We start from the raw sequence: 22,150 nt of genomic DNA, 5'->3' as shown, positions 1-22,150 counted from the left end.
AGCTTTTTAGAGTAATGATGCATCCATATTTTTATCGGATGCAATGCAGAAACTATTTTTCGAAGATGATTAGTTTTTCGGATATAATTACCTCACTAAAACCATAATAATCCTTAATCCAATTCAATGTTTTTTTGGTGTAAAAGAATACATGGGTAAGATCGTTCTTGTACCACCAGGAATCAAAATCAATAGATTTGTCATACAGATATGTCTTGCAGTATAGCCTTCCTTTATCTTTTAGTAATGAATGTAATAATTTGAACTCTTTATTAGGGTGATAAAAATGCTCCATTACTTCGCAACACGCGATATAGTTATAAGTAGATTGCAACACCTTCGAATTGGGATCAAAGAATGGGTCATACGTGGAAATAGCGTAGCCTTGATGTCTAAGCATGGTAGTAATAACAGGGTCACTACCACTCCCAAAATCTAAACCTTTATGACTCTTATCGTAATCTTTTATAATAGCATTAACGATTGGAGAAACGAAATTTTGATACCCTGGATCTGTAACATCATTGTTATGTATTTCATATCTTTTTCTCTCTTTATCATTAGAAAGAAAATAAGAATGATGCAAGGAAATGGCATCACAATTAGCACAATGGTGGTATGCTCGTTTGTGTACAACAGAAAATTCTGATGCTCTTGAGCCACAAAGAGCACAATTCATATTGGAATATTAGAGTTGTTTTATTTTCTTTAATTTATTTTTCCAAACTTCAAGACTTTCTTTATGCTTTCCGATATTTTTTCGTACTTCGATTACCAATGGATTATTGTCATCTGCGTGTTTAAAGAATTGAAGGTTATTTTCTAATTGACGTATTTCGCTATGAACCTCTTCAATCTTTTTACGTAAGAAATTTTGCTCATTTCTAAGTGCTCTATCATCGGATTGGTTAGCAAGTGAACTGAGTTTATTCTCGTATTTGATCATTTCAGTTTCCTGTCTGCTTAAGTTTAGTTGTCCAAAAAGGTTATCTAAAACTTTATTATAATCAGATTCGATATTACGTTTTTTGTAAGGAACTCTTCCTATTGTCTTCCAAATACTAATATTTTCTTTAATAGTGTCAAGATCGCTTTTGGGGTCGCCCGATAATTTTAATTCCTTTAATGCCTCAATATGAGCTAGTTTTTTTTCATAAGCTGCAATTTCCTCTTTATTAGCTTCATTTTTTTCAGCGTGTATACGATCAAAATATGCGTTACAAGCATCTTTGAATCTTTTCCAGATTCTATCACTATCCTTACGAGGTACGTGTCCAATTTTTTTCCAATCCGCTTGAATCTTTTTCATTAATGGAGTGGTAACAGAAAAATCATCACTATCCTTATTATCCTCTGCAATTTTGATGAGTTCCATTTTCTTGTTAAGATTTTCGAACTGATCTTTTTTAAGACTCTTATAGAAAGCGTTTTTATTTCTATTAAAATCTCTTACCGCTCCTTTAAACTGACTCCATGTCTCCTCATTTGCATTAGAAGGTACTTTTCCAGCTTTAAAAAACTCTTCTCTTAGTGCTTCTATTTCTTTGATCTTTTGTTGCCAGCCTCCATGGTTTTTTGGATGTTCAGCAGCAACTTCTACGATTTTAGCAATAATTTCTTGTTTTACCTCTAGATTTTTTTCATAAACTTTGTCTTGTACTTTAAAAAATTGCTGACGGTTTTCATGAATTTGTTTGGTGAGTTCACTAAACTTTTCCCAAATAGGCTCTCTATATTCTTTGGCAACAGGTCCTAAGTCTTCTTTCCACATTTTGTGGAGAATTTGTAATTCTCTAAATGCCCTATTTACATCCGTTTCCTGAGCTAACTCGGTAGCACGTTCAATAATTTTAAGTTTTTGTTCTAGATTGTGTTTAAAATCCAGATCTCTAAAATCTCTGTTTAGGTGCAGGAAATCATAAAAATTTTCCGTGTGATGATGATATGTATTCCAAACCGTATTGTATTTATCCCTCGGAATTGGACCAGCATTATGCCATCTTTCTTTAATTTCCTTAAAGTGATTATAGGTAGTATTAATATTCTCTTCTACGTTCAATAAACCTTTTAGTTCTTCAATGATGTCTAGTCTTTTCTGCAGGTTTGCCTGAAGATCTTTTTTGAGATTTTGATAGTATGCGTTTCTTTTCTCTTTATAATCAAAGTAAACAGAATTAAATTCTTTTTTCAATGGAGTAGAGTAGTAGAAGTCTATTATATTTCCACCATCAGCTAAAAATTCATCTTTTTTCTGTTCTACTTCTTCGTTAAATTTAGCGTTAAACTCAGTCTTAATTTCCTCTACGTGCTCTTTAATAGCTTGTATTTTTTCGCTTTTTATCAAACGACGTAATTCAGATATAAGTTCATCTTTATTCATTGCATGATAATCTTTCTTTTCGATATCATGACGCTCTAACTTGCTTTCATCCTCACTATCCTTTGCTACTGCCTCTTCCATCTCATTTAGGACTTCATCATCAGCTGCTACAGGAGATACAGCCTCTTCTTTTTCTACTTCAGTATTCGGTATATCTTCAACAACTGGAGACGTTTCAGTAGATTCTACGCTTTCTTCTTCTACTTCATCATTTGGCAGGTCTTCACTAACTGGAGACGCTTCAGCAGGGATGCTGTCCTCAACAGATTCTTCTACTTTAGTGATTTCTTTAGGTTTACCCTCCTGTGATTCTTGAGTTTCAGAAGCGGATTCCGTCGCTTCAGAAACAGGATTTTCTAATTTATCCTCTAAAGTTTTGGTCTTATTATCTTCGTTTCCATCTGCCTTAGGCAGGTTATCGTGTGTGGACATTATATAAAATGTTTTTGTTTGTCTGAGATTAAGGATTGACTAAGATACTAACATCTTATATAAAGTCAAAGCAAATGATCGGTTTTAGGAATTACTTAATTAAGATCGAATGAGTAATTTTATGCATAAAAAGAGAAAACTATTGATTCCAGATTTCCCAAGATTTTTCTGCTTGTAAAATAAGCATATTCAATCCATTAGAAGTTTTTGCTCCTTTTTGTTTACCTTTTTGCATAAAGATTGTTTCTTCTGGATTGTAGATGAGATCATACAATACATGATTTTTGCCTAGGTATTCATAAGGAATATCCGGATGATTTTCTGTGTTAGGGTGAGTGCCTAAAGGCGTACAATTAATAATTAATTTAAAATCTTTTATAATATCCTCATCGAGATCATTGTAGCTAAGTTCTCTAAAATCTGGATTTCTAGAAACAAAAATATATTCAATATTTAGTTTGTCTAACGCATATGCTATGGCTTTTGATGCTCCACCGGTTCCTAGTATTAATGCCTTTTTAATTGTTGTATTAAGTAAAGGTTTTAGAGACTCTGTAAAACCATAATAATCACTGTTGTATCCTGTTAATTTTCCGTTACTTTCGAATTTAATTACATTTACAGCTCCAATTTCTTTGGCAATAGGATCTAATGTATCTAGGTAAGGAATTACTTCTTCTTTATATGGGATAGTTACATTCATCCCTTTAACATCCGTCCGCTGTATGATATTTTTTAGCTCTTCAATAGTTTGAAGATCAAAATTCTGATACTGACATTTTAGGCTTTCCGTGTTGAATTTATTAGAGAAATAATTTCTAGAAAAAGAATAACCTATATCTCTACCTAGTAATCCGTATATATTCATTTTGGTTTCGTTTTTAAGGTTCTTTCGCCGTACCATTCTAACCAAAGAACAATAGCAATGCCTACTAAAATAAAAAAGAAGGCAATATATGTTGGTGCAGTTGTTAGATCGGGAAGATACCGATCGTAATTATCAAGAATAGGGTTGCCTTGTGCATCAATTAGAATCTCTCCTAAATCATTTTGTTTATACATCTTGTATTTCCAAGGCCAAACAACACCTAGAGATCCAGTTATAAAACCAATAATTGCGGCAAAAGTAGCATTTTTATAATGCTTTAATACGTATCCTAAAAAATGTGATAACGTAACTAAACCAGTGATTGATCCTAAACTGAATACTACAAGAACTTTAAGTAATCGTATTCTCCTTACGTTTTCCATAAAGGACAAATCCCATCGCACTAAATCCGCCATGGTGTCGTATAAAGCATTTACAGAGTCTACCAATAACAATACATAATTTCCAAAAAGGATAAGGATAAATGAGCCAGATAATCCAGGTAATGTCATACCAGAAACACCTACAATACCACAGAAAAACACAAAAAATAAATTGTCATTTTCCTTAGCAGGTTCTAATAAACTGATACTAATACCTACTATTATTCCAATAATAATAAAGCATATATTGCGTCTACTCCAATCATCAAAATCTTTTACAATGTAATATATGGAGCCTATAATCATCCCGAAAAAAGCTGACCAAACATATAATTCATAGTGGATAATAAGATAATCGAGAATTTTAGAAACACTGAAATAACTAATTAGCATTCCTAAAATAAGCAATGCCAAAAAACGACCATTTATATATCTCCAGAAGCTTTTAAACCTAAAATTAATAAATAGTTTAAGCGCTTTAAGATTTACTTTTTGCAAAGAATAAATAAATTCTTCATAAAAACCTGCAACAAAGGCCACAACTCCACCAGATACACCAGGTACTTTATTAGCTGCTCCCATAGCCAAACCTTTAATGACTAAAAAAAACTTATCGCTAAACGTTCTGGTGTTTTCTGCCATCTATTAATTGTCTTTTTTTATTGCTAAACGCTCTAATATAAGAATTAATAGAAAGCCAATACAGACAAAAAGTAGTGCCCAGATAATTCTGGGATCTCCGTCAAAATTTGCTGGTAAGATGCTTTTTTCTATAAAAGGAACCTCAAGACCTTCTGAGTTTGTTCTCCAGGAGACTACTTTTTTCCAAGGCCAAATTTTATTTAAAGATCCAATCATAAATCCAGTAAGTAAGGCTAAGGTCATGTTTTTATGATTATTGAACATCCAGTTTAATACTTTAGAAAACAATTTTAAACCTATAACGGCACCAATACCTATGATCACTATTTTATAAAAAGCTTGCCATAACATGTCAAAATCCATGGTTGTTAATCCTTCTCTAAATTGATTAAGAATCCCTATGAATGTTTGATATGCTCCTAGTATTAACAGAATGAAAGCTCCAGAAACACCGGGTAAAATCATTGCTATTATCGCGATAAACCCACAAAAAAGTAAATACCAGAGACTTTCTGGCGATGCTATAGGTTCTGCTATAGTAACAAAATAAGAAATGACAGCTGCAAGTATGATACTAAGAAAAACTTTAGAGTTCCAAGAGGTTATTTGTTTACCAATGTACAGGATACTTGCTAATACTAATCCAAAGAAAAATGACCATAGCAATAAGGGTTCATTATGTAAAAGCCATTTAATTGCTTTGGCTAATGAAAGGATACTTATGGCTATTCCCATAAACAATGCTAACAAAAAAGAAAGGTTGTATTTCTTCCAGGCATTGCCAAAACCTTCACTTTTCCAAACTTTGAAAAAATTAAGATCTAGTGTATTGATTGTGGAAATTAGTTCTTCGTATATTCCTGAGATGAAAGCTATCGTTCCTCCGGAAACTCCTGGAACTACATCTGCAGCTCCCATAGCAATCCCTTTCAGGGAGATTACCAAATAGTCCTTAAGACTTCGTTGCATTCTTTTTAGTTTAGCAATTGTTATACAAACAAATGTATGTATTTTTTGATTTAAAGTATGCCGTAATTTTAAGGAAATTACAAGGTGAAATTAGTTTTTCACCTTGTTTTGCTATACTCATAATATATTTAATTTCTACGATGCTTTGTATTCCGAAATGATATTTTGTACTAAAGTAAGATTAAATACACGTTCGAATAATTCTTCTAAAACAATAATATATTCTATGTCCAAGTCTAGTGCTTTTCTAAGATGGAACTCTCCTTTGTCATATTCTTGCTTTTCATAATGTAGTCCAGCTAACCTATATTGAACTTCGGCATTTTCTGGATAAAACTCTATTGCCTGATGCATGTTTTGAATAGCTGCATCAGATTCGCCAATAAGTTTTAAAATATCAGATCGATTAAGCCAAGTTTCCAGTTCGTAATTGCCTAATTCTAATGCTTTTCTGTATCCGCGTTCTGCTTCTTCAAAGAAAGCTAATCTGTTATTGATTTTAGCATAACGTTTCCAATACAATACATTTTCTGCATCAATACTTATTGCTTTATTCGTATAGTATAATGCTTTCTGATAGTTTCGTTTTCGCATGTAAAAGTCCGTAATCGCAATCCAACCTTTATCTAATAATGGGTCTTCGTGTACGGTTTTAGAATAATGCTGAATGGCTAAATCATCACTACCTAATTTTTCAAAACATTTTCCTATTCTTAACAAAGCAAAAGAAGTAGGATCATCTAATTCTAAAGTAATACGATAATTTTCTATAGCTTCGTTATATCGTTTTAATTTCTCTAATACTTTCCCTTTTTCCAGATAAGCACCAATAAAATATTCATCGCTAATGATTGCGAAATCAAATGCAGCGAGGGCTTTCTCGTAATCCTTAAGGTCAAAATATTGTTTACCCACCTGATGCCAAGCTACTTCACAATATGGGTTTTTGTCTAAAAACATATTGAGATAGGTAATGGCTTCTTCGTGCTGTTCTAAGAAGTCAAAACAATATATTATGTTGTATAACGCAGAGTAATCTTGATTATCAGACTCTAGACATCTCATAAAATTTACTTTCGCGTTTTCGAAATCATCCATGAAAAGATATTCCATTCCGATCAAGGAATATATATCAGCCTCATCTGCTGTGTACTCTAGCGCTGTGCTTAATAATTCAATTGCTTTTATGTGATCATTTTGCTTAGAGAGAATATTAGCCTTTTGGATATATATTTCTTCATTTTCAGGTTCTAACGCATGAAGTTGACCTAAAAGATTATCAGCTTTATCTAATCGATCCTCGAAAACAAGGACTTCAACTTGCAATAGTTTTAAGTTTACCGAAGACGGATGTTGCGAAAGTCCTAAAGAAATTGCTTTTTTAGCTTTTGCGATTTTTCCGTTTTCGAGATAGTGATGAATAATAGATTCAAACTCATCAGAATCAAAAAACTTAACATCATTAGATCTCAGCATAGACTCATAACGAGTAATTGAGAAATTATTTTCTTCGAATTCTTCGTGGTTAAATTTCATCCGTTCGTCCTTATTTTTAATAAATGTCAGATGGAATTCGCATAGCATTTATTTCAATATTTTTGAAATTCATACATATGCTCATTTCATACACGTTGATTAAAGGTGCTCTATAAATCAAAAATATGTTACAAACCTTTTTTGTCTTCCCCAACAAGCAAGAGTTGTAAAAACATCATTACTTAATTTATTTTTGCACTTTTGATTTCCTCTGAATTAAAATTACAAATGAAATTGTATGATACTACTTAAGAAATCAATTGTTTTTAACAAACTAATTAACAAAATGTGTACCATTAATAATTAACGGTTTAGCATTTTTTATATTATAAGCCACTTGATGCGATTGAATGTGTGATGCGGTAAGATATTGTATTAAAGATAAGGGTTTTAAATCAATTTAGCAGTATTGTTTTTAAAACTTTTTGTGGTTTCCAATCTCATTTAATACGTCAAGAATAATTTGACATCCTTCCTTTATTTCTTTTTCAGATATCGTTAAAGGAGGCGTAATGCGTACTGCGAGGGGTTCAAAAAGCAACCAAAAAAGAATGAGTCCTTTGTCTTGACACTTCAAAATAATTTCATTTGTGATTTCGGCAGAAGGAGTCATAAAGACTAACATTAATCCCACACCTCTAATTTCCTTAATTAAAGGATGTACCAATAATGATCTGAATATTTTTTCTTTTCTTAATGCTTCTGCCATTAAGTCACCTTCTGTGATTTCTTGTAAAGTTGCCAAAGCGGCAGCTGCAATTACAGGATTACCTCCAAATGTTGTGATATGTCCAAGTTTTGGGTTGTCTTGTAGTTGATCCATCATCTTAGAAGAAGCTGTAAAGGCACCTATTGGTAATCCTCCTCCCATACCTTTGCCCATAACAACGATATCCGGAGTCATTTCGTAATGCTCGAATCCAAATAATTTTCCGGTACGTCCAAATCCAGGTTGTATTTCATCTAAAATGAGGATAGCACCAACTTCATTACAACGTTCGCGAACTTTTTTTAGATAACCGTTTATTGGTTCAATGAATCCAGCTCCTCCTTGTATAGTTTCTAGAATTACTCCAGCTGTTTTTTCTGTAATGTTTTGTAGACCTTCTTCCTTATTAAATGTTATAAATGATACGTCTGGAATTAATGGTCTAAAAGCTTGTTTTCGTTCTTCGAATCCCATCACACTCATAGATCCCATAGTATTGCCGTGATATGCGTGTTTAGCAGCTATGATTTGACTTCTTCCGGTTACTCTTCTTGCTAACTTAAGAGAACCTTCTATAGCTTCTGTTCCGGAGTTGGTTAAATATGTTTTTTCTAAAGGATCGGGAAGAAGGGAGGCTAGAAGTTTTGTGAGTTCCACTGCCGGTTTCTGGATATATTCTCCATACACCATTACATGTAGATATTTATCTAGTTGTTCTTTTACAGCATTTACAACCCTAGGATGTCTATGTCCAAGACTACAAGCAGATACTCCTGCCACAAAATCTAGATACTTCTTGTTGTCCGTAGAAAAAATATAACTTCCTTCGGCATGAGAAATTTCCATAGCCAAAGGATGTGGTGTGGTTTGAGCCTGATATCTGTAGAAGTCTTTTTTCACCTTCACAAAGTTAAGTCAATCTATCGAACTATTAGTAACTGGATGTTAGAAACTCTCTAAAGTATAATTTATAAAATAACAATTTTGTAATCTACTTAGATTGTTATTTTTTCTTTTTGATACTATCTGTTGATTTTTGATTTTTTATGGTAGTTACAGTAATACTATCTCGTTGTTTAGCGGTTCGATTAAGGTCGAGATCTATGAGGGAAGTTTTATTAGACGACTTCTTTTTTGAAGTTGTATCTTTTTCCTTTTTTGATTTTACTCCTTCTTTTGTTTTCTCCTTTATTATTGGTGTTAAATCCAGTTCTTTGTTTGTTTCTTTTAGCTGAGCGTCTTCTAGTTTTTGTTCTAATAAACGAGAGTCTTTGGATTTATTCTCCTCTAAACGTTTTATGGTCTCTTCATCAAAGAAGTCATCATCTTCTACTGGTAGTGGTATTCCGGTTATTTTAGTAAGTTTCGGTGGTGCTTCCCCTCTAAAAAGATCTTTTTTGCTTAATATTTGTTCCTCTCCACGCCACTTAAAACCTGAGAGCTCTCTGGCATTTTCTGGCAGATCGATTTCTCGATATAAGGTTCCATCTACATTTTGATAATAAAATACATCTACAATTTCTCTTTGTTCTAATAGTAACTTGATGGAACTGGATAGTACTTTATTTATACCAATCAATTTTAGTTCTCCTTCACTTTCTCTTTGGTAAAATATAGTTTCTGTGTTTTTATCTATATCTACTTGATAAATTTCATTGTCCTCAAATAATCCGTATAAAGTTTGTCCCTTCACCTGATTATATCCAGCTTTCAGTGTGTCTTCTTGTACTAAAAAGGCATTTTGGTATACGATCAGTGAATCTAGTTTTTCGGTTTCTGGATTAGAGATAATCTTGATGGTATCTCCTGTCATCTGATTACGCTGTGACCAGATAATGGGTTTACCTATCATTTTAGTATATCCAGTTGTTTGATCTACATTGATAGAGTCACTTTTACCACTCATATTACTTTTAAAAATCCGGACATCATAAAAACCGTTCATAATCCTACGTTCAGGTTTTCCTGTTACCATTAACGTGTCGCTATGAATGTATATAGAATCTTTCTCCTGTAAAGTAGCTGCTAAAGCTCTTTTGGTAATAAATACAGAGTCTTTGTCTTTAAAAACTTCCGCATAATGGCCAGTAATGACGGAGTTGTTTGCTGTATCCAGTACTTTTATATTGTTGGTTGCGGATGCAAATTGAATTGCGCTATTATAAAATATGCTATCTCCATAAACCGTACGATTATCGTAATCGATACGTGCATTTTTTATTGCATAGCCAGTTTTTACTTTGGTGTCGTAGAAACCACGTTCGCAGTACAGTGTGCTTTCTTCTCCTTTTACAGTTGATGGACCATATAAATATGCATGACCATTATCTGTGTAGTAATCTAAACGATCAGAATCAACGGTGTTTTCTGGATTGACGATTTTTACTTTGGTATTAAATGAATATTGTTTTCTATCCATAAAATATCTACCTATTCTACTAGTAAGTGTATTAGAAGAGTCTCTTACAGTTCCTCCACTTCGATAGTATGCTTGCTGGCGTAGGCGGTCAAAAAATAACGTATCAGTGGTTAATGTATTCGATGGAGTTTCTAAAAACACTTTTTCTCTTGCATAGGCAAACTTACTATTACCATTATATTCTGCATAAGAACTCGTCATTGTTAGGGTATCCCCTTGTTTCATTTTTACATTACCAAGAGCCTTAATGAATTTATCTTCGCTATAATGTATTGCTTGGTCGCACCAAATCTCAATACCATCGTGCTCAATATAAACTTGTTTGTTTACTTTGGCTAGAATTGTCGCTCCAGGAAAACGTTCCTCATTTTTAATAGTACGATCCGATTGAACCTTAATTTTTTTACCTTCTTGAGCAAATGTGATGGTAGAAAAAAACAGTATAAAAACTATATAGAAAAATGTATTTTTCAAGTATCTAATATTTGTTTGCAAAATAACGAAAATTGTATGTAATGATTGTGAGGGTTTACTTAAAATAAAATTTCCCAGTTATAAGTTCATAGATAAATACTTAAGCAATTTGGTTTTGTTGCATTTTTGACCTAAAATCAATTGATCATTATAGTTTTAGATAACTTGTTATTAAGTTTTGCATTACTAATTTACAATGCTTCTTTAGATGATTTCCTATCAGATATAAAGAATTGAATTATGATTTCCCCAAAAATGGCTTCTCATGGGCAAATAATAGATCATTAGCATTGCTTTTCCAAGCAACCGGAGCTTTTGATTTGCCTATTATATATCCTATGGCGTACATGTATCCTTTGAAATATAATTGTTGTTGTTTAATTATATTTTCTGCTTTGGTGTAGTCGTCAGAAATGATTGATTGGATAAATTGATCTAGATCTGTTTTAGGAATTCCCATATTTTCTATATCCATCAAATTTTTAGTATAGTCTTTATTCTCTATGATATTAAATGCTAATGAATACCAAACAGTATTACTGCTAATTCCTTCATCATCATTTAGTGATTTTGCTTCGTTTTTGATCTCTTCAGATACACCATCTGACACTGATAGAAAACGAATGATATATGGTTTATCTCTTTCATAAGATTTTATAAAATCATATGCTTGGTTTAATTTTCCTTGAGATATTAGCACATAGGCATAGTTAGGGTCATTACTAAATTTAGTTAATGAATGATTGTCTATGTTTAAATAATATTCCAGATCATCAGATGTGAAATTTAACTTTTCTTTTTTCCCATTATTACTAGCTTTTCTTCTTACTCTCTCTGCGTTAAGTGCTATAACTCCTTTTAAGCCGTTAATGTTACTTGCCGAATTAAAAGCAGATAAACTCTTTTCCCAATTTTCGTTTTTTGCGTAGATATGTGCAGCGGCATATGCTAACCAAGGATGATCGTTCCATTGTTCATATCCTTGTGTAAATTTGTTGTCTTGATTATCGGAATCATCTAAGCATCTGGTACTTAGGTAGTGCAAGTCAGGGTCATTAGTGTTTTTTCTAAATGCTTCATTTATCTGGTTACATATTATGTTCTTTTCATTTGTATCAGCTAAATCCATTTTTGCTCTTCTAGAGATCATATCATCTCCTAAATTTTGTATCCTTTGATCAATTATGTCTTGTGGCTTATCCGAAATTTGTAATAGACTTAACCAATTTAATATATTGATACTTTCTGCAGTATCCCATTTTACATGAGTATATATTAATTTTTTTAGCTCTAAAGAATCGCTAACTATTGCGACCAAATCATAGGGATTAATATCACTATACGCTACAAGGACATCTTTTTTAGTACCGATGTCATCTCTTTCTGGAGGTGTTTTCAAAACATAATCTGCGGTACTATTAAACCATCTTTTTGCACCGATATTTCTTTGTTTCGGAATAAAACTGTTTCCGGATCCGTAGTATGCAGTATATTCAAAGAAGACACCTGCATTTGCTATGTTGTAAACGTATTCTTGACCTGGAGAACCACTGGTTCCGACAAAACTTTCTATTTCTACTCCGTTAGGTCCATTTGTGATTATATCGTAATCAGTATTGTAATCAATTGGAATAGATTTATTATTTTTTGTAGGTATTTTTATTTCTTCCTGTCCATTGACAATTACGGTTACGTCCATTTCTAATCCATTATAAATTGTTAGATCAGTGGATTGAGAAAAACTTCCTAAAAAAAGGGCACCTCCAATTAGTACGGAAGATATAGCAAACTTTGCCGTTGCTCCAAAAAACCCTTCTCCCATCATAAATCGGTCCCATAATTTTAGTTTTCGTTGTATAGGTCTTTCTGTTCCGGGAGTAAGTAATTTATAGGAATCAACTATAGTAATTGCATCAGGAGTTTTTCTTGCGATCGGTGTATTATTAAGGAAAGCACTTTTTATATCTTCTTCTATGTCCAATAAATGTTCAAGGGATGAGTTTCTTAGAAAACTTAATCCACTTAGAGCTTCATTAGCCCAACCATCAATTACCTGAGACCATTTGTTAATGTTATCTCCTGTTGGAGATGAAAGTTTAAACTCTTCAAAGAAGTCAGCATAATTTTCTTTATTAGAATTTGCTAAAAGTTCTTTATTCAATTGTATTTTTTTACTTTTTTGATACGAAGAACGAATAGATTTGTAGTAATCGTTACCGGCATTTAATATGGCTGTAAGTTCTTCTGAACTCACATTGCCATCAGCTAGTGCTATAGAAACTACGTTATGGTATTTTCTTGCTGCATCTTCTATATCTGCTATTGCATGTTCAGAATAATGTACTAAACTACCGATAGATTTTAGATAATTAGCCCAATTACTATCTAAAAGTGAAGCTGTTTTATAATGGATAGATCTACATAGTAGATCATGAGTGCTTAATTCATTCAATATTGATGCCTCTTCTTGTGCTAATTTATTAAGTACCGTTTTTACATCTTTTCTTTTAATTCTTTCTCCTCGATGCCAAATTTCCCTTTTTTCTATAGTAATTGGACCACTTACAATAAGATTAATAGCAGCTATTTCTTCTTTAACTTCCTTTAAATTATCAAGTTTTTTAGAAAGCTTTGTTTGGTATAAAGATTCAAAATTAGAAGCTATTTCGCTATCGTTTATATCTAACGAATACATTTGATCTACACTTTCAAAATTGAGTGTAAAAAACCGATTTAAAAAATTTGATTGATATTTTGGATCTAAAAAAGTCCAGTTAAAATATTTTTTGTTTTGAAATTCTATAGATTCTTCATCAGATATGATTTCTGTTTCAATTTTACCTGTTGCGATTAGTTTTGCTGTCATTTCGACTTCGTATTTGGTAGCATCAGAAAGCAAAATTTCAGCAGGCCTTTCATCTATTTCAGCAGCGATGTATATTTTTTTAGCATTTTCTTCTCGATCTTGATCAGCTGGATGTGTAGACCACATTTTTGGAGGATTAAATATTCTATTTCCAAAGATTCTGTTTGACTCAGGATTGATGTCTGCAATTTGTGGAGATTTGCCATAAGAATGATCGTTTAATACCCAAGACATTTTTTCTATATAATTGGTCTGTAATTTGAATAGGTTATGTACAGCCTTTTTATCTTCTAATTTAGTATTAACTGCATTTAATGCGCGATCATATGCCTCATCAGCTACTTGCAATTTAGATAAAGCATGTATAAGTGCATCACTACCCGTTAACGAAACGGCTACTAAGTCTGCCTGAAACTCCATTTCTCTGGATAATGCTCGTTGTGCTATGATAACAATACTAAAACAAGTTTCGATTAATGATCTAACTGCCCAAACAAGTATTGATAATATCCAACCTATCCAAGATATACGAATATCAATGCTGGATATCCCAGCTAAAAAATTATCAAAAATATCTCTTTTATTGATGATTTGAACTGCAATTTGTTGAGCAACATATACATATCTACCTAATAACATAGAACGTTGGGCAAAATGACCAAATTCATGTGCCAGTACGGCTTTAAATTCTCCCAGACTCAACACATTGATCAAGCCCAATCCAATTTCTAAGTTTTTTTTAGAAGGAAAAATTAAATTTACAATCGAAAGATCATATGACACACTAGCATTTACTCTGGAGGAAAGAAAAACTTTTTTAGGTCTTGGAGCACCGGCCTCATCTGCCAATTTATAGAGATAGTCAAAAAGAGCGGGTTCTTTTTCTTCTGTGATATATGTATCTAATGGATTTTCTTCTCTTTTATTAAAAATAAAAAGTGATTTGATCATAAATAAGCAAAGAAAAGCATAGCCTCCAGCTAGTACATAATTCCAAAAAGAACCATCATCTAAAAATGAGTAGTATGCTAGTCGACCAAACCAGATGATCAATGTAAAATAGATAATAATAAAGAATAACAATCCTAAAACTGAAAGCCACACAAATTTTTTAAATGAAGAAGAGGGTTTAGTAAGACCTTCTGGTATGTCGTGAGAACTTTTTGAGTAGAAGTTTTTCATAGAAAATATGTTAGTAGTTAGTCAATTTTAAAAAAATAACGTGTAACATCTATTAGGTATACAAGGAAGTAAAAGACTCTAAAAGTACGAGATATGATTTAACTTTTCTAAATACCGTTGTATACTAACTAAAGTTGATGTTCTTAGGTAAGTGTCAAATTGATACAAAATGTTACCCCAGAATTTATTTTTTTTCTAAGAATCAAGACTATTATTTCGTCGATATTATAGTAAAAAATAATTCAATTCTTATAAAAACTGCATACTTTTGAAAAACAATGGACATAATAGTCGTATTGAAATTGAATCTGAATCGCGACTATAATTTTCAATGAATTAGATTCAGCATCGAGTGTTTTTCACTCGATTTTGAATGTTTTTCACTCGATTTTGAGTGTTTTTTATTCAATTTTGAATGTTTTTTACTCAACATCGAGTCTTTTTTATTCAAGAGCAAGTGAATTATACTTTCAAAAGAGTAAAAAAGAGGCTGTAAAGAATCTTTTTTGTTGCTATCGCTGGATTTTTTCTATTTCATTTAATCTTTTAGAATACATTTCTATAATCGCATTTTCGTCCCATTCTTCATTTTCTGTTTTTCCGTGCCCAAGAGACATGGTGGTAATTACCTTATCATTTTTAATATAAAACTCACAGTTCCATCTCATTTGTTCGAAACTATTGATAGGATTGTAATTTTGAGTTTCTCTTGCATAAAGCAGTTTTCCTTTCTTTTCGAAATAAATTTCCTGAAAATAAGTGGCTTCTTCATGGGATTCTATCTCAATGATTCTATTCCCATTTTTTAATTTGCAAATCTTCCAAAATTCAATTTTTCCATTAAAATTAGTAACTCCATTTTTGCTGTAGAAAGAACAATCATCATAGTTTTTGATAAACTCGGTATGAATAGAATCTCTCAATTTTTGTTCAACTTCTTGTTGATTTTGAGCAAAACCTTGAATGATTGAGCATAATATCATGTATATCGTTAATCGCAGGGTGATCATAGTAGATTTTTGCCATATCGGTTTATTCATAAGCTCTAAAAATTAGTGGTTTTTTTACATATCTTTAGATTAACTTTTTTTTGGGGTAAATATTCTTTTGGAATCGGATTTTCTCAGTTTCCTGGGTTCAGTATATTTTCATTGTCGATCCGCTTTTCCCGTCATTAATTAATTAGATGAGAAGCTAAATTTCATTGCGTGCTTTTTTAAGTTTATTGGCACCGCCAAAGGGTTTAATACTCGGAGGCTTGCCCCGAGATAGTTGACTAATCATATAAAACTTTCGTGAGTTCCATAGGTGAATCAATACCTATAAGTTTTATTACATCTCCTTTACTGTTTAGTATAAATTGAATACGCTCTTTAATGTCACCGACTTTAAAAGTGTGATTTTCTAATAGGGTTAATTCCATTTTACCTCCTTTTGCTCTCATCTGGCCATATAGAATATTATTTTCTAAGGAGATTGTGATGTGTATACTTCCGCCCTTATAGATTCCTAGGTATTTGGAGTACATTTCTTGATCTATTGAAGTGTTATTTTTAGGAATAGAGATAAAATCAATCAAATGGTCATAATTAGAAGGATGTATGTTTCTTGTGTTATTCTCTTTAGCATACTCTAAAGCAAGTTTGTAACCTAAAGGAAATGCTTGTATGCTACTGGTTTTTATATTAGGGATGACTCCTGTTTTTTCAAAACTTGTTTTGGTTATAGCATTAATGGTTTCTTCACTGGATACTTGTATCGTAAATCGATCATTAATCTTATGATTTGAAGCACCATTTCCTGCACCGGCAGTTGTTTCACCAATAATTGTGGCTCTACCCATATGTTTAAGCATGTATGCGAATGATTCTGCGGCAGATCCGGTATTGGCATTGACCAGTACATATAGTTTGGTGTTGGGTAATTTGGTTCCCAATACATCCGGATCTGTAGAAACTCCATAGGTGTGATTGTGCAATGTACATCTATAGTCAGAAAGATGGATTGGATCTTTACTATCAACAAAATAACTGATGTAATATGCGACCATATCTTCGAAACCTCCACCGTTATTTCTTACATCTACAATAATAGCATCAGTGTTTTTTAAGGATTCGATAGCACTTGTTATGATAGGTTTAATGTTTTCTAAGAATTGGTGTCGCGTAAAGTGCTTAATTTTTAGATATCCGATATTTCCGTCTAATACTTTGATTTCATTTAATCCATAATTCGTCCAAAGTCCAGATTTATTTACTTGTATAGATGGAGTATTAGCCGTAGAAATTTCTCTTGGGGATTTATAAATCATACTCATATGTAGATCTCCATTAATAGCTCTAAGATCTTCTTTAAGTGAGTCCGATAGTACTTGCGGATTTTTGATATCAGCGTAGTGACCTTTTTTATGTTTAGCTAGAATGTGGTTTGCAATCTGTCTTCCTGTTTCTGGTTCTATATAATATCGCTGCACGATAGCCGAAATAGAATCTATAAGAGTGGTTAGTTCCTTAGTATCCACAAATTTTATATCGTTTTGTTGCGAGAATGCTTCGATTGACATTAAATGAATTGTTATAATTAATAGTAATGTGAGTAAGTGTTTGATTGTTTTGTTCTTAGATTTGATGTTCATAATATTTGTTTTTTGATGCTATAAAAGTAGTGGTGTCAGTGCATCAAAAATAGAATGGAATTAGCCTATTTCTTAAAACTTTCGGTAATCCTTTGGTAAGAAACCTGTAAGCTCTTTGAAGTTTCTAATAAAATGACTTTGATCTGTAAAACCGCAATGAAATGCAATTTCAGAAAGAGATAGTTGTGTGTTTTTAATTAAATCAATGCTTTTTTCGATTTTTAGTTTTCGTCGATATTCTCCTAAATTACAATGAAAGTATTTTCTGAAGTTTTTTGAGATAGTTACTGGGTGAGCGCCTACTTGTATTGCGATTTCTTGTAACGATATACTCTCATTCCAGCTATCATTTAATAATTGGTTAAGTAGTATTACCCATCTGGGTTGCTCGGTATACGTTTTTTGTTTTTGATGTGATACTAACTCAAGCAATAATGTCTGAAGATTTATATGATTATGGTTACCCTTAACGAGCAGTTCATTTTGAATTTTTAATATTAAAGCTTTCGCATTTATATTAGATAGAATAGCATTTTTAATAGCAGCTTCAGTTAAATTATATTTTTGAAGAAAGCCCTGTTCGATTTCTATATTAGCACTTTTAGAAACTGGTAGGGGAGAGATCCATCTATGTTTCTCTTCTGAATGATAAAAAAAAATACTTCCTTCTTTTTTACTGTAGGAGGTTTGATGCCTGGTTTCTGCTTTTCCTCCTTCGAACACAAAACAAATATGAAGATTCTCGTGATAATGCCACTCAGGATTATTTTTGTTTACAGCATAAAGGGTATTAGTAATCGTACTTCCTTCTATATAAGTGCTATGTATAATATCTCCTGTGTATTCTCCCTTATGTAATGCTATCATATTTTGTGTTTTTATACCATTGATTTATTACAATATGTTGCTTTTTCAAAATCCCTAATGTTGATCGAAATGATTGGAACGTTAGGGAACATTAATTTTAGTTCATTAATAATTTTTTCAGAAAGGTTCTTTTTTTGAGCTGAAGTTCTTCCTTCCATAATATTGGCAAAAATGTGAATAAAATCATCTTTAGTATTTCCGATAGTATAAAATTCAAAAGGATTAATTCTTACTTTGATATCTCCTTTATCAAAAAGGTCAGTTGACTCTGCTGTATCATACACTTTCTGGATAATATTTTCTGGTGATTCTATTGTTATGATATTCTCTGAGCAATCAATTACGAAATGTGGCATATTATTGTGCTATTATTTTACTTTTATAAATTCAATATAATAATTCAAAAGCTGATCAGATTTACAATATATTGGTGAATCCAATTTTTATAATCCAAATCCATCCTTGTTATATGGTATATTTATTTGGCCTACAGCAAACCATTCAATCGTTTAGTAATTAAGTTGTGTGCATCCTGCATAATACGATCAATTAGTTCTTTACAGGTCGGGATATCATGAATCAGTCCTACTACCATACCACATGACCAGGCTCCAACCTCCATATCTCCTTCCATCATAATTTTAGGATATACACCTGCTACTTCTTCAATGATATCTTTAAACTGAATATCTTTTCCTAGTTTTTCTTCCTTTTCTAGTAATCGCTGTACTGCAGCATTGTTCATTACGCGTTCCGTATTTCTTAGCGGCCGCATTACCAAACGCGTATCTAATTCGGTAGCGTCCAGAATGGCTTGTTTTACGTTTTGATGGATAGGCGCTTCTTGGGTAGCCATAAAACGAGTTCCCATATTTATACCTTCGGCACCCATAGCCAAAGAAGATACTAAAGAGCGAGCATCTGCCATTCCGCCAGAAGCTAAAAATGGAATTTCTAATTCTTCTTGAGCGCGTGGCAGCAAAATCATGTTCGGAATATCATCCTCTCCCGGATGACCACCACACTCGAAACCATCAACGGAGACTGCATCGCAACCAATAGACTGAGCCTTTAGAGCATGTCTTACAGAAGTACATTTGTGAATGATCTTAATTCCTGCATCTTTTAGATATGGTAGTACCTCTTGTGGATTTCGTCCTGCTGTTTCTACAACGGTTACTCCGCCTTCAATAATGGCTTTAACGTAGCCTGGATAATCTGGAGCGTTAACGGTAGGTAAAAATGTTAGATTTACTGCAAAAGGTTTATCGGTCAAGTCCTTACATTTTGCAATTTCGTTTGCTAAATCAGCGGGAGTTTTTTGGGTTAATCCTGTAATTGTACCAATACCACCTGCATTAGAAACGGCAGCAGCCAATTCAGCAAAGCCAACGTAGTGCATTCCTCCTTGCATAATAGGATGTTCAATACCAAACAGTTCAGTTATCTTAGTTCTCATTAAATTACTTTTTAATAGTCAAGTTCAATTGTTTTTTTCTTAATACGAAATCAAATGATTTGTAAACTTTGTAAATAAATATAAGCTTTTGGATTAAACTTGGCCATTTTATTTGCTATATATCGCTATCAGTTTTTTTGATATTCAGGATATTCCTTAACAAGCTTTTCGTGATATTAATCTCTGAGATCGTCTATAGTAATTTGATTATATCCATTATCTTGGTAAGTAATATTTTTTAGAATAAGTACTTCTAATATTTAATTGTTAAACTCTAAAGATAACCAAACCAAACTCATAGAGGTATAGAGGATAGTGTAATTGCTTATTTAAAAAGTAGGCGAGTTTGAAAAAGATGATTACTTTTGCAGACGATATTAACTTGTCAAAATATAAAGTAAGAAGAATTAAATAGTTTTAATGCGTAACTAGCTCTTCAGATATATCTCTCTTATAGAGGAAATTAGACTGAAGTAATACTTTTAAGTATTGATAATTATGATGATGTATCATCATAATTGCATTAAAAAAATTTAAAAAGCAGTAAATGAAGGAATTATTTGATGATGTATCATTTAGGTGTAGTAAAATTGTTACACAGAATTACAGTACTTCATTTTCAATGGGTATTAAACTGTTTGATAAATCAATAAGAGATAGCATCTATAGTATTTATGGTTTTGTTCGTTTTGCAGATGAAATTGTTGACACATTTCACGATTACGATAAAGCCACTTTGTTTTCGAATTTTGAAGAAGATTACTACCGAGCCTATGATCAAGGTATAAGTCTTAATCCTATCCTCAATTCGTTTCAAATAACGGTTCGTAAATACAATATTGATGATGAACTAATACAGGCTTTCTTAAAAAGCATGCATAGCGATTTATCAAAGAAAGAGTTTGATGATGATGAGATTAAAGCGTACATATATGGATCGGCAGATGTAGTTGGATTAATGTGTCTTAAAGTTTTTGTTAATGGTGATGAAGAACGTTATCAGGCATTAAAACCTGCCGCTATGCGTTTAGGTTCCGCTTTTCAGAAAGTGAATTTCTTACGAGATATCAATGATGATATCAATGAGTTACATCGTATCTACTTTCCAATCTTAAGGGATAACAAACTAACTGAAGATATCAAGAAAAAAATCATTATTGATATTAATGAAGATTTCAGAGTTGCTTTAGAGGGAATCAAAGAACTACCCGATAATTCAAAAAAAGGAGTGTATGCAGCTTATCTTTATTATACTAAACTTACAACTAAGATAGAGAGTACTCCTGTAGAGAAATTACTTAATGAGCGAATTCGAATTCCTAATAGAGTTAAGATATGGTCATTAGGCTCTATTTATATCAGTAAGAAGCTTAAACTGGCGTAGAGCATCATAAAATTACGAACTATGTCACTTTATTTAATAATACTTGTTATATCACTTGCTGGGCCGCTTGCTTTGAGTTTCGAGAAAAACCTTAAGCTCTATAAGCGTTGGAAATACCTACTTCCTGCAATTTTAATAACGATGATTATTTTTGTGACATGGGATATCATCTTTACTCATATTGGATGTTGGTTTTTCAACCCAATTTATAATTCTGGCATTTATATAAATAAGCTTCCTTTAGAAGAATATTTGTTTTTCATTGCCATTCCATATGCTTGTGCGTTCTCGTTTTATGCAGTTCAATTTCATTTTCCAAAATTTAAGCTAAATGAAAAATGGACAAAAGTTTTAACTTTTTTAATCGTAATAGGCTCCGTTATAACTTCATTATTACATCAAGATCTTACCTATACCTTTGTTAATTTCTTGGTTTTGCCTGCGATACTTTTACTAAGTTATTATTTTAGCAGAGAAGTAGTACAGCACTATTTAGCAATATATCCGATTTTACTCATCCCATTTTTTATCATAAACGGAATCCTAACGGGTACTGGGATTGAGCAAGCTGTTTTTGATTATAACCCTCAAGTAATATTGGGAATTCATATTTTTTCAATTCCGCTTGAAGATATGTTTTATAATTTTTCACTGCTTTTATCACCTTTGGCATTAACTCATATTTTTGAAATGAGATTTAAAAAAACTAAAAGGGTATGAAGATTGTAATGATTGATTCCGGAATTGGTGGCTTTGCTAATGCTTACATCGTAGCCAAAGGTGGTGAAGTGATTGTACTTGAAAAAAATACAATGTCATCTTATATAGCCAATGCTATAACCATTGCTAATGAAATACCTGAATAGTAGATGAACCGGATAGTTAAATATATTGTTAATGAAGGCCTGCCAATAACTTTTATAGTTTTTTACTGTGTGGGTTTAG

At 32.3% G+C, this 22,150-nt stretch carries 17 protein-coding genes; 3 read left to right on the top strand and 14 right to left on the bottom strand.

Going from position 1 to position 22,150, the window contains the following annotated elements; genetic code table 11:
- Positions 1-52: 52 nt before the first annotated feature.
- The 14 genes from D1818_RS07630 to D1818_RS07565 all read right to left on the bottom strand — a co-directional run bounded on the left by D1818_RS07630 (position 53) and on the right by D1818_RS07565 (position 19,821).
- The gene (locus D1818_RS07630) at positions 53-679 is read right to left on the bottom strand and encodes a class I SAM-dependent methyltransferase (protein WP_118457621.1); all 627 of its coding nucleotides are present in this window, start codon (positions 677-679) and stop codon (positions 53-55) included.
- 9 nt (positions 680-688) lie between these two features.
- Entirely contained in the window at positions 689-2,812 is a 2,124-nt protein-coding gene (locus D1818_RS07625) for a DUF349 domain-containing protein (protein ID WP_118457619.1), read from the bottom strand.
- A gap of 139 nt (positions 2,813-2,951) precedes the next feature.
- On the bottom strand, positions 2,952-3,680 hold the full coding sequence (locus D1818_RS07620) for a shikimate dehydrogenase (protein WP_118457616.1): 729 nt from the start codon (positions 3,678-3,680) through the stop codon (positions 2,952-2,954).
- Positions 3,677-4,705 carry a DUF368 domain-containing protein gene (locus D1818_RS07615; RefSeq protein WP_118457614.1) on the bottom strand — a complete coding sequence of 343 codons (1,029 nt, stop codon included), beginning with the start codon at positions 4,703-4,705 and terminating at the stop codon, positions 3,677-3,679. Before D1818_RS07615 ends, D1818_RS07620 begins: the two co-directional genes overlap by 4 nt.
- Before the next feature lie 3 nt (positions 4,706-4,708).
- The gene (locus D1818_RS07610; protein ID WP_118457612.1) at positions 4,709-5,674 is read right to left on the bottom strand and encodes a DUF368 domain-containing protein; all 966 of its coding nucleotides are present in this window, start codon (positions 5,672-5,674) and stop codon (positions 4,709-4,711) included.
- Positions 5,675-5,809: 135 nt separating this feature from the next.
- The gene (locus D1818_RS07605) at positions 5,810-7,210 is read right to left on the bottom strand and encodes a tetratricopeptide repeat protein (protein WP_118457610.1); all 1,401 of its coding nucleotides are present in this window, start codon (positions 7,208-7,210) and stop codon (positions 5,810-5,812) included.
- Between the two features lie 415 nt (positions 7,211-7,625).
- Complete coding sequence (locus D1818_RS07600; protein ID WP_118457608.1) at positions 7,626-8,819, bottom strand: aspartate aminotransferase family protein; 1,194 nt, start codon at positions 8,817-8,819, stop codon at positions 7,626-7,628.
- Positions 8,820-8,922: 103 nt separating this feature from the next.
- Entirely contained in the window at positions 8,923-10,812 is a 1,890-nt protein-coding gene (locus tag D1818_RS07595) for an OstA-like protein (RefSeq protein WP_233558564.1), read from the bottom strand.
- Between the two features lie 238 nt (positions 10,813-11,050).
- Positions 11,051-14,860, bottom strand: a complete 3,810-nt coding sequence (locus tag D1818_RS07590) for a M48 family metallopeptidase (protein WP_118457605.1) — start codon at positions 14,858-14,860, stop codon at positions 11,051-11,053.
- Positions 14,861-15,372: 512 nt separating this feature from the next.
- Positions 15,373-15,900: a hypothetical protein gene (locus D1818_RS07585; RefSeq protein WP_120752448.1), complete on the bottom strand. Its 528-nt coding sequence runs from the start codon at positions 15,898-15,900 to the stop codon at positions 15,373-15,375.
- A 236-nt stretch (positions 15,901-16,136) separates the two neighbouring features.
- Positions 16,137-17,495, bottom strand: coding sequence for a S41 family peptidase (locus D1818_RS07580; protein ID WP_118457601.1), 1,359 nt, complete (start codon positions 17,493-17,495; stop codon positions 16,137-16,139).
- A 72-nt stretch (positions 17,496-17,567) separates the two neighbouring features.
- Positions 17,568-18,362, bottom strand: a complete 795-nt coding sequence (locus D1818_RS07575; RefSeq protein WP_118457599.1) for an AraC family transcriptional regulator — start codon at positions 18,360-18,362, stop codon at positions 17,568-17,570.
- Between the two features lie 11 nt (positions 18,363-18,373).
- Positions 18,374-18,718 carry a 5-carboxymethyl-2-hydroxymuconate Delta-isomerase gene (locus D1818_RS07570; RefSeq protein ID WP_118457597.1) on the bottom strand — a complete coding sequence of 115 codons (345 nt, stop codon included), beginning with the start codon at positions 18,716-18,718 and terminating at the stop codon, positions 18,374-18,376.
- A 131-nt stretch (positions 18,719-18,849) separates the two neighbouring features.
- Positions 18,850-19,821 (bottom strand): nitronate monooxygenase family protein, encoded by a 972-nt coding sequence (locus D1818_RS07565; protein WP_118457595.1) that lies wholly within the window; start codon positions 19,819-19,821, stop codon positions 18,850-18,852.
- Positions 19,822-20,368: 547 nt separating this feature from the next.
- Between D1818_RS07565 and D1818_RS07560 the strand changes: the two genes are divergently transcribed.
- Genes D1818_RS07560 through D1818_RS25265 form a run of 3 tightly spaced genes read left to right on the top strand, consistent with a single transcriptional unit; the run spans position 20,369 to position 22,071 of the window.
- Positions 20,369-21,205 carry a phytoene/squalene synthase family protein gene (locus D1818_RS07560; protein ID WP_118457593.1) on the top strand — a complete coding sequence of 279 codons (837 nt, stop codon included), beginning with the start codon at positions 20,369-20,371 and terminating at the stop codon, positions 21,203-21,205.
- A gap of 21 nt (positions 21,206-21,226) precedes the next feature.
- Positions 21,227-21,925, top strand: a complete 699-nt coding sequence (locus D1818_RS07555; RefSeq protein WP_118457591.1) for a lycopene cyclase domain-containing protein — start codon at positions 21,227-21,229, stop codon at positions 21,923-21,925.
- On the top strand, positions 21,922-22,071 hold the full coding sequence (locus D1818_RS25265; RefSeq protein ID WP_158597040.1) for a hypothetical protein: 150 nt from the start codon (positions 21,922-21,924) through the stop codon (positions 22,069-22,071). The genes D1818_RS07555 and D1818_RS25265 overlap by 4 nt, the downstream gene beginning before the upstream one ends.
- Positions 22,072-22,150 lie beyond the last annotated feature (79 nt).

Origin of the sequence: Aquimarina sp. BL5 (assembly GCF_003443675.1) — a bacterium.
GTDB lineage: Bacteria > Bacteroidota > Bacteroidia > Flavobacteriales > Flavobacteriaceae > Aquimarina.
This window is presented reverse-complemented; position numbering and strand designations above follow the sequence as displayed.